This is a genomic window from Amycolatopsis sp. NPDC039088 (assembly GCF_055598845.1).
Genome location: NZ_JBVKAE010000003.1, coordinates 64,305 through 76,516 on the forward strand (window position 1 = coordinate 64,305; position 12,212 = coordinate 76,516).

15 protein-coding genes are annotated in these 12,212 nt (G+C 63.7%); 3 read left to right on the forward strand and 12 right to left on the reverse strand.

Features of this window, described 5'->3' with window-relative positions; all coding sequences use genetic code 11:
• Nucleotides 1-963 precede the first annotated feature (963 nt).
• Nucleotides 964-2,172: a helix-turn-helix domain-containing protein gene (locus ACZ7KI_RS05220; protein ID WP_470271938.1), complete on the reverse strand. Its 1,209-nt coding sequence runs from the start codon at nucleotides 2,170-2,172 to the stop codon at nucleotides 964-966.
• Nucleotides 2,173-2,406: 234 nt separating this feature from the next.
• Here ACZ7KI_RS05220 and ACZ7KI_RS05225 point away from each other — a divergent pair, with 234 nt between their 5' ends.
• From ACZ7KI_RS05225 to hisS, 3 genes are all read left to right on the forward strand, one after another.
• Nucleotides 2,407-2,586, forward strand: a complete 180-nt coding sequence (locus ACZ7KI_RS05225; RefSeq protein WP_470271939.1) for a hypothetical protein — start codon at nucleotides 2,407-2,409, stop codon at nucleotides 2,584-2,586.
• Nucleotides 2,587-2,648: 62 nt separating this feature from the next.
• Nucleotides 2,649-3,830, forward strand: a complete 1,182-nt coding sequence (locus ACZ7KI_RS05230) for a tRNA lysidine(34) synthetase (RefSeq protein WP_470271940.1) — start codon at nucleotides 2,649-2,651, stop codon at nucleotides 3,828-3,830.
• Nucleotides 3,831-3,968: 138 nt separating this feature from the next.
• Entirely contained in the window at nucleotides 3,969-5,267 is a 1,299-nt protein-coding gene (gene hisS / locus ACZ7KI_RS05235; RefSeq protein ID WP_470271941.1) for a histidine--tRNA ligase, read from the forward strand.
• Nucleotides 5,268-5,341: 74 nt separating this feature from the next.
• Here hisS and ACZ7KI_RS05240 read toward each other — a convergent pair whose 3' ends face one another.
• The 11 genes from ACZ7KI_RS05240 to ACZ7KI_RS05290 form a co-directional block, all read right to left on the reverse strand.
• Nucleotides 5,342-5,680, reverse strand: coding sequence for a hypothetical protein (locus tag ACZ7KI_RS05240; protein ID WP_470271942.1), 339 nt, complete (start codon nucleotides 5,678-5,680; stop codon nucleotides 5,342-5,344).
• Complete coding sequence (locus ACZ7KI_RS05245) at nucleotides 5,677-6,012, reverse strand: hypothetical protein (protein WP_470271943.1); 336 nt, start codon at nucleotides 6,010-6,012, stop codon at nucleotides 5,677-5,679. The genes ACZ7KI_RS05240 and ACZ7KI_RS05245 overlap by 4 nt, the downstream gene beginning before the upstream one ends.
• Nucleotides 6,009-6,464 (reverse strand): hypothetical protein, encoded by a 456-nt coding sequence (locus ACZ7KI_RS05250; RefSeq protein ID WP_470271944.1) that lies wholly within the window; start codon nucleotides 6,462-6,464, stop codon nucleotides 6,009-6,011. Before ACZ7KI_RS05250 ends, ACZ7KI_RS05245 begins: the two co-directional genes overlap by 4 nt.
• Nucleotides 6,465-6,672: 208 nt before the next feature.
• Nucleotides 6,673-6,906, reverse strand: coding sequence for a hypothetical protein (locus ACZ7KI_RS05255; protein WP_470271945.1), 234 nt, complete (start codon nucleotides 6,904-6,906; stop codon nucleotides 6,673-6,675).
• Nucleotides 6,903-7,340, reverse strand: a complete 438-nt coding sequence (locus tag ACZ7KI_RS05260; RefSeq protein WP_470271946.1) for a hypothetical protein — start codon at nucleotides 7,338-7,340, stop codon at nucleotides 6,903-6,905. The genes ACZ7KI_RS05255 and ACZ7KI_RS05260 overlap by 4 nt, the downstream gene beginning before the upstream one ends.
• Nucleotides 7,325-7,738, reverse strand: coding sequence for a DUF3846 domain-containing protein (locus ACZ7KI_RS05265; RefSeq protein WP_470271947.1), 414 nt, complete (start codon nucleotides 7,736-7,738; stop codon nucleotides 7,325-7,327). Before ACZ7KI_RS05265 ends, ACZ7KI_RS05260 begins: the two co-directional genes overlap by 16 nt.
• Complete coding sequence (locus ACZ7KI_RS05270; protein ID WP_470271948.1) at nucleotides 7,735-7,995, reverse strand: hypothetical protein; 261 nt, start codon at nucleotides 7,993-7,995, stop codon at nucleotides 7,735-7,737. Before ACZ7KI_RS05270 ends, ACZ7KI_RS05265 begins: the two co-directional genes overlap by 4 nt.
• Nucleotides 7,996-8,799: 804 nt before the next feature.
• A complete protein-coding gene (locus ACZ7KI_RS05275; RefSeq protein ID WP_470271949.1) occupies nucleotides 8,800-9,288 on the reverse strand; it encodes a hypothetical protein in 489 nt (162 codons plus the stop codon).
• Entirely contained in the window at nucleotides 9,285-9,929 is a 645-nt protein-coding gene (locus ACZ7KI_RS05280; protein WP_470271950.1) for an Lsr2 dimerization domain-containing protein, read from the reverse strand. The genes ACZ7KI_RS05275 and ACZ7KI_RS05280 overlap by 4 nt, the downstream gene beginning before the upstream one ends.
• A gap of 11 nt (nucleotides 9,930-9,940) precedes the next feature.
• Nucleotides 9,941-10,321: an Lsr2 family DNA-binding protein gene (locus ACZ7KI_RS05285; protein WP_470271951.1), complete on the reverse strand. Its 381-nt coding sequence runs from the start codon at nucleotides 10,319-10,321 to the stop codon at nucleotides 9,941-9,943.
• Nucleotides 10,322-10,602: 281 nt separating this feature from the next.
• Entirely contained in the window at nucleotides 10,603-12,141 is a 1,539-nt protein-coding gene (locus tag ACZ7KI_RS05290) for a recombinase family protein (RefSeq protein ID WP_470271952.1), read from the reverse strand.
• Nucleotides 12,142-12,212: the final 71 nt, after the last annotated feature.

Here is a 12,212-nt window from a genome sequence, read left to right on the forward strand (position 1 = left end):
TCCTCGACCAGGCTCAACCAGTGCGACACCCATCTGTCCGCTTCGTGAAGTAGGCGGCCTGCCGCCGATCGCCGCCGGGTCACGCGAAGCGCCTTGCGTATTGAGGTTCGGATCGCGATCAGCTGGCGATGCTCCTCATCGGTGCTATACCGGTATGCGCGCGGAAGGTCAGCTAGGGCAGTTCGAGCAAGCCCGATCGCCACCCTTCGCCGTGATTGACGACGCCTCCGCCATCCCATCACGGAGTCCACAACCGCGGAGCGGAAGCCAGAACGAGCTTCGGCGCATGTGGGCTACTCGGGGCAGGAAGGTCGAGCAGTTCTTCGAGTACGTACGCAAGGGAGCCTTCTCGCTCCCACAGCAAGCCGTTAGCATGGTCGCAACGCAGCGCCCCCGAGTCGTCCGGCCCCTTTATCCGGATCGCATCGACGGCACCTTCGAGGATCCAGGTGTAGGCCCCCAGGACACGATCAAGACGACCTTCATCATCGAACGAAGGCTCGAATAGCCAACCACGAGACACTAGGGCAGCCAGGTGTTCAAACTCGGGCGATTCCCAAATTGGCGCGAACGGAGATACCGGTGCGGCAGTCATCGGCGATCCCGTCCGAGGCCATGCTGAGGAGCTCGACGTGCAACCGGGACGACCCGCCTGGGAGCACTGGAGATCATCGCCGCCCCCGCACCGCCAGCGCTGCCTTGCGAAGAAGAATTCCCAGTAATCGGAATGCGAGGTCTACTGCTTGGCGCTCGGAGCTGGACGCGACGTCGAACCCAGCTATACGCAGCGCAGATTAGTGGCACAGAGACCGCAGCGGCCATGACCACGAGCACGAAGGTTGGTGTTTGAAGATCAATCACCAACCCAACCTAAGAATCCCCAGCTCGGTCAGGGTAGGACGCCGTGTCCTACTACACGGATGGGGGTAGGACACAGTGTCCTACCCCCATCCGCGTGAATATCTAGCCGAGAGGGAGTTCCCGACCTACACCAATTCGCATTGCAAGGCCGCGAAGCCTATTTGACTTTCGCGCTTCCCTTGCGAGCAGTTCTCGGGTCACCTGCTTGGCAAGACTTTGGTGCTGCATCCAGTCCGGTGCCATATCCTCGGTGGCCAGCAAGATTTGAAGTGCTTTGTTCCCATGTCCCATTCGCACATGTGCAAGAGCGCGGTCAGTCAGGTGCCGAGCCTGGGCTGCCAGTGGCAAGCCGGGATTCTGCGGCATCTGCTTCGCTGCGCGCAATGCGGCACCGTAGTCCTCGGTGACGACGTGGACGTCCACGGTTTGCATAGCAACTTGCGAGGGGCCGAACGCCGTTTGATAGTCGTCCCTATCGTGGCCAATTCGCCGAGCTATTTCACTGGCCTCGGCGAGAAGATCACTAGCGCCTACAGTTCGCCCGTTACGCGCTGCCGCCGTGGCTGCGGTGGTAATCAGGGATCCATAAGTAGACAGATGAGGAGCCGTCACTTTTCCTACAGGCTCAATAGATTCCGCTGTCTTCGTGGCAAGGTTCACGGCATCCTTGTACCTACCTGAAACAAGAAGCTGCCATGAAATCGAGCCGCGCAGCGTTGCTGTCAAAAGTTCGTCGCCAGCACTGTCGGAAAATTCAATCGACCGTCGACCAGCGATAAAAGCGGCGTCGGGCTGATGTAGATGAGCCAATGTGCACGCAGCTACCCAGAATGTGCGTGCGAGTGCATCCGCCACCTTCGAGCGATTTGCTTCATTGGCATCGTGCAATGTGGCCTGCAAATCAGTCAACGCGACTGGGATGAGACTCGTGAGTACATCGTATTTTCCGGACCAGTACGAGCCCCATAAATACTTCGCTGTCCGCGCGGCATCGCCCACTGGAACAGGCTCGCCCTCGAATGTTCCCAGCAGGTCGCTAATGTCCGTTACCGCCCTGCGCAGAGCTAGGACTCCTGCGTCATCACCTGCTTTTGGAAACGCCTCACGGCCGAGAAGATCCGCCACGTCGCGATCAAGCGCACGGGCGATCCGATGAAGGTTGCCGATCTGGGCGGCATGGCGCTGTCCTTGCTCCAGCTTGCGGATCAAATCGACGCTTACCCCTGCAGCTGTCGCCAGCTCCTGCTGAGACATCCAGCCTTCCCGCAGGTTGCGGATGCGCTCTCCGATTGTGCTACCCAGCGTTTCCATATCTGCTCACTCTCAGTGTTCGAGTCGCAGGTCCGTAGTTGCAACGGTACAGCGCATCAGTCCGGGGCCGGTGGCTGAGCCGCCTTGGTCGCGAGCTTCGAGCTGGCAGTCCTCGAAGCCGCCCAGGTCTACTGCGGTTTTCGTAACAGTTCCTTCCCGTTAACACGTGGTGATCGTGTCGCTACGTTGGATCAAGTTCGAGATTCTTCCCTGAGAGTGCATTGGAGGGCTGAGATGCCTTTGTCCGTTGGTGTCCCGTTGGTGGAGGCAGTCGAGTCGGTCGAGCAGCTGGATGCGGCTGCGTTGGCGGCGCTGGTGGCCGAGCCGGTGCCGGATCGTTGTGGTCTGGATCGGATGACGCCTCCGCGTCTGGAGGAGTTCCTGACGCCGGTCGCGTTGACCGCGCACCTGTAGGGCAGCTGGGCCGCGAGCTGGGAGGCGTACTTCTGATGACGACGGATTGGGGACGTGTCAGCATGCAGTTCACTGCTGGCTCGCGGTCCCTCAGAACACCGGATGAGCTGTCGTTCGCAGACATGCTGCTGGCGAACCAGATGCCGCCGGGGCTGTTCCAGGCCTATGTGGCCGATGAGGTAGGCGAGCTTCAAGCAGTACCGATGACGACGGTTCTGGCCGAAGTGCCGGCGGATCGCGAGATCGTTCTGCGGTGTATCAGAAACACCGATATCACCACACTCCGGGCGCCGACTGTCGACCTTGTCGCGCGTGACGATAGGCCGGTGGCGGCCGTGCCGGACCTCGACGTGGGGTCTCACGACCCGGTCGCGCGGGCTCACCTGGTCGACGAGCACACGTTGCGGGAGATGGTTGCCGTCCGGATCGAGCGCTTCCTGGAACAGCACGAGGTCCAGGGCACGATCCTGGCGGGGATCTCCGGTGGCGGGGATAGCAACACACTGGTCAAGGGGCTCAAGAAGGCCGCGAGCAACGTCGTCTGCTTCACGTTGGCGATGGAGCCTTTGTGGCCGGAGTCCGCGGTCGATCGTGCCCGTGAGCTGTGCGAGGACGCCGGGTTCGAGCACGTGGTCCTCTACGCCCAGGACATGGCCGATCTGCTCGGCATGACGAAGAGCCCGCAAGCGCTGTGGGACCGGTTCCGGCGGGACTTCGGCCCGGACACGGTTCACTTCTTCGGCACGTTCTTCGTGAACCTCGTCGGGCGCCGCCTGTGCCAGGACCGAGAGATCCGCAACCTGGCGGTCGGCTACAACCGGGAGGACCTGACGGCCGAGCTGCTGTTCTGCCTGCTCAACGGCAGGTCACCGCTCCCATACCCGGTCCGGCGGATGGGGACGGTGGACTGCTTGTTCCCGCTGTGGGAGATCCCGAAACACCTGCTGGACGCCTGCTATCCGCGCTACAGCGCGAGCAACTACAAGGAGCGGGTGGACTCCACGACCCCGCAGCGCTCGGCGATCTACGTCCTGGCACACGCCTTGGACGCGATCCAGCCGCAGCTGTCGTTGTCCCTGCTCAAGGGCGTGTCCAGGCTCATGAACGAGGCCGACGGCTGGGCACCGCTGACCCCGATCGAGGGCACGCCGCTGATGCGGACCGGCATGAGCGACCTCGACACCGAGGACCAGGTCCTCGGCCTGCTACGCGAGTACTTCGCCGACTGGAAAGAAGCTGCCTGACGGGGCGCGGGGAAACCGGCCCTCAGAGCGTGGACGCGCGCCCCTTGCGTGTCCGGCCCTGGGGGCCGGTCCCGTCACCGGGTCGGGTGTTCGGCCAGAATGGCCACCCAACCCACCAATACGTAAGAGGGACGGTTCATGGCGAAGGTCGAGCCACCATCAGGAACCCGCGATTTCGTCGGCGACGAGGTTCGCCGACGCAAGGCCGCGTTCGACACGGTGAGCACGATCTTCGAGCATCACGGCTTCGAGCCCCTGACCACGCCCGTCTTCGAGCGGCTGGAGGTCTTCGCCGGGAAACTCGGCGAAGAAGCCACTTCGCTGATCTTCAAGATCTTGAAGCGGGGAGCGAAAGCGGCGACCGGCGAAGCGGACTTCGCGCTGCGCTACGACCACACCGTCCCGGCCGTCCGCGCCGTGGTCACCCACGGAAGCCGCCTGTCGTTCCCGTTCAAGCGGTACGTCATCGACAACGTGTGGCGAGCGGACCGGGCGGCCCGCGGGCGATTCCGGGAGTTCGTCCAGTGCGATATCGACTGCTTCGGCTCGGCGTCCCCTCTGGCCGATGCCGAGATCGTGTGGGCGATAAACGCCGGACTCGAGGCGCTCGGCGTCGAGTCCTTCACGTTCCAGCTCAACTCCCGGCTGGCCCTGGCCGGGCTGCTGGAGGCCTACGGCATCCCGGACGACCAGGGCACCCAGGTGCTCGGGTCACTGGACAAGCTGGACAAAGCCACCCCGGAGGCCGTGGTCGCCGAGCTGGTCGACCGGGACCTCTCCGCGACCGTCGCCGAGGGCCTGGTCGCTGACGTGACCGCACCAGGCGGCGAGCTGGTCCGGGCACGGCTGGCCACGACCGAGCGCGGCCGGGCCGGTCTAGCCGAAGTAGACCGCCTGCTCGCCCTCACCGCCGACCTTCCGGCGGGCCGGGTCCGGTTCACCCCGCGCATGGTGCGCGGGCTGGACTACTACACCGGCCCCATCTGGGAAGTCTCCGCCGAAGGCTTCCCCGGATCGATCGCCTCGGGTGGCCGCTATGACCAGCTGGTCGCCAAGCTCGGCGGCCCGGACATGCCCGCCTGCGGAGGCTCGATCGGCCTGGAACGCATCCTCGCGATCCAGGAAGCCGAAGCGCCGGCCGAACGAGGACTCGACGTCGCGCTGACTGTCCTCGGCGCGGAAGAGGAGATCGTGCGCCTCGCCGGGCAGCTCCGCGCCCGCGGACTACGGACGGGTGTCTACCTGGGCTCGTCGGGCAAGCTCGCGAAGCAGATGAAATGGGCCAACGACCAGTACGCCCGCTGGGTCCTGCTCTACGGTCCGGACGAACAGGACGCCAAGACCGTGACCGTGCGAGACATGGAATCCGGCGAACAGCGCCAGATCCCGATCGACGAGGTCGCCGCTAACCTCGCCGAGCGGGTAGCACCGGCCTAAGCGGCTCTTGCGACAGCAGGAACCCCCGGCGCCATACCTCGGCACCGGGGGTTCCTTCATGAGGTCGGCCTCGCTTAGACGGCTTGGATGGTCCACCACCTCCGCAGCTCACGGCCGTGGTTGAGCAGGAGGTGACCGGGTAGGACGTCGACCACGAACACCCCTCGGCAGAACACGCACGAGGTTCGGGCGCCGAGGCGCGCGAGACCATGACCGGACCGGCCTCGCCGTCGAGCGTCCTGCTCGGCTCGGACCCGAACCACCACGTTGTCCAAGATGGCCGCCAGGACCTTCAACTCGTGGTCGGCCAAGCCCGTGATGCAGTCCTCGATCAGCGGCAGGTCCGCTAGCCGGAGCGTGGTCATGATGGGGTTGGGCTCCAGCGGTCCTCCGTGACCGGCCTGGGCGGTCACGCGTCCATTCCTTCCGCAGCGAGCCTCCGGACGCAGTCGCGCAGATCTTCGACGTGGACATCGGACTCTTGCGCTATTACCGTCCACTGCCAGGTGCTCCGCGAGACGTAGCCGACTTCGACTTCGTAGAGGTCTTTCCCGTTCAGCTTGATGATGATTTTGCGGAACTTAGTGCTGGAGGGGCCGAAGAGGAACATCAGCCCGTCCTCCATGCCGATGAGGTTGCGGGCGGAGATCTCGGCGCGCAGAGCGGCACCAAGCTGATCCTTGATGACAGCTGGGTCCGCGTCCGCCATGCGGACCTCACCGATCGATCGCTGAGCCTCGTTCATGCTGTGCCTTCCTGGGTGGCCTTTTCCGGCCACTGCTCAGTTAGATGGCCCTGCTCGTCGTATCCGAAGACACGGAGGCGATCGAACGGGAACGCCAGGAAAACCGGGTAGCCGCTGATCTGGAGGAGCCGGAAGTCGCGGGTGATGCCGAGGAACCATCGATCCGGCTTGCGGTCGGTCCAGAATTTGGGGCCGTACAAGACTTCCCGATCCTGGCTTGCGCGAGGCGGTCGGTTATGCCGCTTGGTCGCGAGATGCGGGCAGAGCGGCAACGCTGCGATCGCGCAGCCCTCGTGCATGGGTGGATCGCCGAAGGTACGCAGTTCAGTCGCCTGCGGGCCTCCGAGGAAAGCGACCTCGGGGTCGAGTTCGTTCGCGCAGAGGCCACACAAGCCGTCTTGAGCACACTCGACCGCCCGCGCGCCGCTGACGATGGCGAAGTCCACATCCACAGACCCGTCACCTCGATCGTGCTCGTTCACCCACGGGATGGGCAACTTCCGTTGTGGGTCATAGGGCCGCGCGGCTAGCGCGGGTGGTAATGCATGGTGCATGTGCTGATTCCTTTCGTGACCTGTCCGGGCCGTCCACAGTCCCCTGTGGACACCGCGCGTCTGCCTCTCCAGAGAGAGGCAGACGGCGGAATCCACGCGGAACGGGTCAGGACCGTTTGTGGAGCCTGGTCACCGTGGCGTTCACACGCTTGCTCTTCGCGGGATCACCGAGTACCTCGACAATGGCGGAGTGCAGGTGTGACCGGCAGCTGTGCCGTCCTCCGTCGCCGTTGTTGAAGTACGTCACGAAGTAGACGGCCTCCTTGCCACATGGTCGTTTCGTATCCCAGAAGTGGGATTCGATCTCGCAGGAATCGGCAGGAGTCGAGACCTGGCTCATCGGTCGCCCCTGTCCAGTGCGACAGAGCCCATGCACCAGGCGGGACGGCACTGCTGTTTTTCGTTGGAGTGGAGGCATTTCATGCGGTCCAGGGTGACCGTCCACGTCGCGCTGTCCTCGGCGAAGACGAAGACGGGCTCGCCCTCCAGATCGGCCACGTGCTGGTCGCACCAAAAGTTGTACGAGCCATGCTGGACGGGCGCGATGTTGTCGGCGAACGAACGGAACAGGTCAGCGAGCTGTTGCCGGGGCACGGAACGGATCTCGAATCCCTGGTCGTTGACCGTCGCCGCGTCTTCGAACCTGCCGCGAACCGTGCACAGGCCATCGCCACGGTCGTGAACGGCCCCGGTCAGGCTCATCGTGCCGCTTTCGAACGCGAACAGCTCGGGGGCGACCACATTGGACTTCTCCGGCATCAGATCCACCGCCATCCACGAAGGTCACGAACGTTGACGTCGCGACGTTTGATCTCGGTTACGAGAGAACGGATGTACATGCCCGCAGGCGCGGAGAGAGACGTGTCGGCGCCCCCGCTGTCGGGAGCGCCGAGAAACACTACGGTTCCGTAGTAGATCTCGGTCACGCCGTGGTTGAAGCCGCCCACGACGACGGTGGCGTACTCGTTGGGCATGGGGAGCTGCACGAGCTTCCCTTCCTCGTCCAGGTACATCGAGGCGTGGTGCCCACTGTGGCCGAGGTGAACGGCCTCGATGGCGTTGCAGTTGATTGTCGCGTGCAGAGCTTTCAGCAAGCCGTTCCCCGACATGGGGAACTGCTTCTCTTCGAGTTCGCCGTCCGGGGTGAGGACGAGGCCATGGAGTTCGTTCACTCGACGACCTCCTCAACCTGCCACGCCCAGCCGAGGCCGAACGCGTACATGCCGTCGTCGTCGGGCTGGATGACCGCGGAGGGCTCGTACGGCTTCTCCGGCATGAACACGAGGACGTAGCCCTCAGGCGTCCACTCGCAGATCGGGGATTCGTCGTCGTTCTCGGCGATCCCGTTCGTCCACGCCACGACCTGCTCGGCGATAGCTTTGGGGAACAGCGGCTCGATGTGCTCGCCGATGCCCTGCGGGTCACGCAAGTACGCCTGGAAACGGGGAGTACCTGTTTGCCCCTCTATATCGATGAACACGGTTGCTAGATCGGCGATTGCCGTGCTGTCAGTGCAATTCATAGTGTTCGGGTCCTGTTCTGTGTATGGGTTACGAGGACCCCCACGACCACGCAATGAACACCCTGCAGCGATCACGCGGGCCGTAGTGCAGGCACGATGGAGCAAGCGTGACAATGCAGAGGTAGCAACAAAAGCGTGGTTATGAAGGCTGTCCGGGCCTTGTACCCACCGTGCGGGCACACCTAAATCCTAGGTGTGCCATCGCAAAACGGACAACAACCACAACCCGAATGTCCGACGTGGGCCACATGTTCTGATTCCGAAATGGGGGCGGCCCCCGAGCGTGAGCACGGGGGCCGCCTGTCGTACCCATACACAAATGGCCCGGACAGAGTCATTTACAGGATCCGACGGACGACACTCTAGCGTGTCGGCCCTCCGACGCGAAACCCTGCGTCTCAGCGATGCTCGGTGTGAGGATCGCTCAGTGACCTGTCGCGGTTGATCCGCCGATGGGATTTCCCTGTATCCATGCGTCCGGCGACCGGAGCGGCAGCACCCTTGGGAGTCCGGCAAGCCCCGTCGCCGGTGACTTGCCGGACTCCCATCTCAGAGCCGCGAGAACGACGGGGATCTCGTTGAACCTCTGTCCGGGCCGGATTACGAGATCTCCGTCGATGCCCCCTACAGCACTCGCGACCCCGACACCTCCGCCTGCGTCAAGCTGGGCTGGAGGCGCGTCTCACATGCCCGACCGCCTTCTGCCTGGGGTCAGGCGACGGCGGCCTTCCTGCCTGACTGCCGTTGCGTCGACGCCGTGGGCGGCATCGCTTTCCTGCGGCGACGATGATGGCGAACTGTCGTCCCGGCCGATGCCAAGTCCTCCAATTCGGCGCGGACGGAGACCTCGGTCGCATAGGCCCGGCTGATTCTCACGCCCTTCGCGAGGTAGCCTTCCGCCTCGCTGTAGTCCGAGCGGTTGTCCAACCTGACATAGCTCACGACCCGCCCACGTCGCAGGACGACGTGGAACCGCTCGCGCTTCTTGGCCTTGCATCGGCCACACACGAACGTCTTCTCGTGTGTCGCCTCCGCGTCGTTGTACGCCTCCAGCAGATCTACGTCGTCCTCGTGCGGGAAGGCGTGCCCTTTGCGGCATTTCGCGAACCGGGGGTTATTGCGCAGATACTCATCGGGGTCCGTGATCTCCGCGTCCTCGTGCAAGGTCATCGTGTCCAATCGCGTTCGTGCTCTGCTCATTTAGCCCGCCTGCGAGGCTTGCTGGCCTTCCCGGCACCTGACGAGGGGGGATGCTGCGCCAGGCCCTCCCAGGACGGGTCAGCCATCGTGGACCAGACCTTGTCGAACCAGTCCTCGTAGGCGGCCTTGGGAACGATTCCTCGAGTACCGAGGTCGTCCCACCCGTTGTGCTTCGCCCACTCCCTAACTGTCCGGCGAGCCTCCGAGAAGCGCCGGGCCGTTTCCCGGCTCAGCGGGCGCGGCGGGTCCATCCACCAGGATTGGCCTTGCACGGGTACTGGGTTGATGGTCGGCAACGGGCCACCGGAGCGGCCGTCAATCGCCAGATGGCCATCTTGGCTGGCCTCGTCATCTTTCAGCCTCCGGGCCGCCTTCGCCCAGTACGACGTCATGGCGTCGAAACGCTCGACTTCGTCCGGCCGCAGCCACCGCGTGTATTGCTTGCGGTTGTACGTAAACGTGCGTTTCCGCCAGCCTGTCATCCACTCCGCGAAGTCATCGTCGATCCTCGCGGCGTTCTCCTCGCCTAGGTCGATGACGTAGGACCGGGCGCCCACCTCGAACGTCCGGGCCGTGGTCGCCTCATGCGAGGGATCCACGTCATCGACATAACTGACGATGGTTTCGATCTTCTGTGCCATCTCTCTCCCGGCTACGTATCGGCGCCGTCTTGGCGGCGCTTCAGCTGGACCACGTTCTCCTGATCCCCCTGATCCGAGCTGGCATCGGCCACTGTGTCCGGACGAGGTGGATCGGAGTGCGCCTGGTCGTACTGCCGGCGGATCTGTGCGGGAACTCGCCCGCGGGCACTGACCGGCAGCTTCCGCCGTAGCGCCCACGCCCTGATCGTGGCGTCATCTGCTTCGTGGGACTCTCCCTTCCCTCGGTTGCGGAGCAGACGGCAGACCACCCCTGCTTCGTCCGCGTCAAGATCGACTTCGTACATCGTGGCGGCCGTCGGGCCGCCTGGAGATGCGCGCTGGTCTTCGTCTTCGTTCATGAAGACGATCAGCGCCCGGTGGCGGGTCACCATGTGAGGCAACACTTCCTGTCGTGGTTCCACTCATCGTGTAATTCCATTGCGTTGCGAGGGGTAACTGGAGTTTTACAAGCCGATGATCAACCCGGCAACCGAATGACATACGGTGACATGATCGGGTGATAAACGTCCTCTTTATGTATCTGGAGAGTAAGTAGCGCGACGGCCAGGGGAGAAGAATGCCGTCTCGCTACTTACTTTCTCGCAGGTACTCCGAATGGAGCAGTTGTAATCGGATAAGGTCCGCTGACCGGATCACCCGATCGGCGGCACCGTCACGCCCTCATCTGCTCGTCCGGCGCCTTGAACCGCAGGTCAACAGACTTTGGGTCGAACGCGTGACCGGTACGGCCCACCGGCTTGATCGTGACCTCCAGCAAAGTGCTGAGAACGAAGCGCCGGACGCTCAACGGTTGCGAATTCCACAGCTTAGCCACGTCTTTCACTTCGATAAACTGAACGAGAGGAGAGTCCACGGCGGCCGCGTCCCGAATCTGCTGATCGATCGCCTCCAGCCGAAGCAGACCTAATTCGGTTCCTCTCAACATCTGAGATCGTGTGATCCGACCGCGAATGCGGTCCTCGGCGAACCCGTCCAGCTCGACCCGGATTGCCTCAGCTTCAGACCGCAGGGCACCCAGATCCACGGCGGGCCTCTTCTCCGCCTCGTATACGAACTGTTCGACCAGCGTTCGGTCTCTCGCGATCCGTTGAAGAAGGGTTGCCTGCACGAAAGCGTCGAGATGGGCCGCGTTCCGCGTCAGATGAGAGCTGCGCTTGCACTTGTACCGGGGCGAGCGGTCACCGATGCCTACATTGCACGTCGTGCCGTCCAGATGAATGCCGCACCCGTAGATGCCCGACCCGAGCCACCGTGGGGGCCGCCCCGGCGGATTGCAGCGACGCGCGGGATCGGTCAGGAGCCGGACGACAGCTCGGAAGATCTCGGGGTCCACGATCGGCTTGCCGGGGAGCTTGCCGACCTCTTCGCCGCTGTGGACGAGGACGCCCATGTTCCGTGGACGCACCAGCAGCTCGCGCAGGGCACCCGCCGTCATCGGCAGTCCCGTGCTCGTCACAATCTCGGCGTCCCGCGCCTCGGCCGCGAGCGCTGCTAGGGTCCACGGCTTCTTCGTGTGCTTGTTCAACTGGAGGACGCGCATGGAGGCGTAGGCGAGTAAGTCGGATTCGCCTTCGAGCGGCGTGACCCCGTCCTCGGCGAACCCGAAGGGCCGGATGCCCCCGCCGTGCTCGCCCGCGATGGCCTTCCGCTCACGTCCGAGGGAGACGCGGCGGGAGGTGTCCCGTGACGACTTGTTCGCGAACGCGACCATGGCCCGCGCGAGGGTGATCTCGGCGTCGGTCCCGCCGTCGGTCAGAGTCAGGCTCCCGGTGAGGGACCTGACGTTGATCCTCTTCGCCTCGGCCACGTCGATCAGGTCTTCGAGATCTCGCGGATCGCGCAGCACCCGGTCCAGGTCTTCGGCCAGCAGGCCATTCGCGACACCTGCTTTCAGGTCCCTCAGGATGCCCCTGTATCCAGGGCGGATGACGCGCATCACAGTGGAGCCGTCGGGCAGCGTGACCTTGCGGCGCTTGAACGCTGAAGCCGGTCGGGCTTTGCCGGTCTTCGGGTCGACGTCGTTCTCGACTACGACCTTCACGACTTGCCAGCCCCACCGGTCAGCGAGCTCGCGGAGCCTCCGCTCCCGGTCACCGAACGTCTTGCCGGTGCCGTCCTCGTTCAGATCCTCCTGGCGCAGGTCAGAGAGTCGTAGGTAGATGATCGCTTGTGTAATGACTGTCCGGGTCATGACACGGACAGTCACAAACCTGGTGTGTCATAAACAAGTTGTCGGCCTAACGGCCCAAATCACTCACGAGC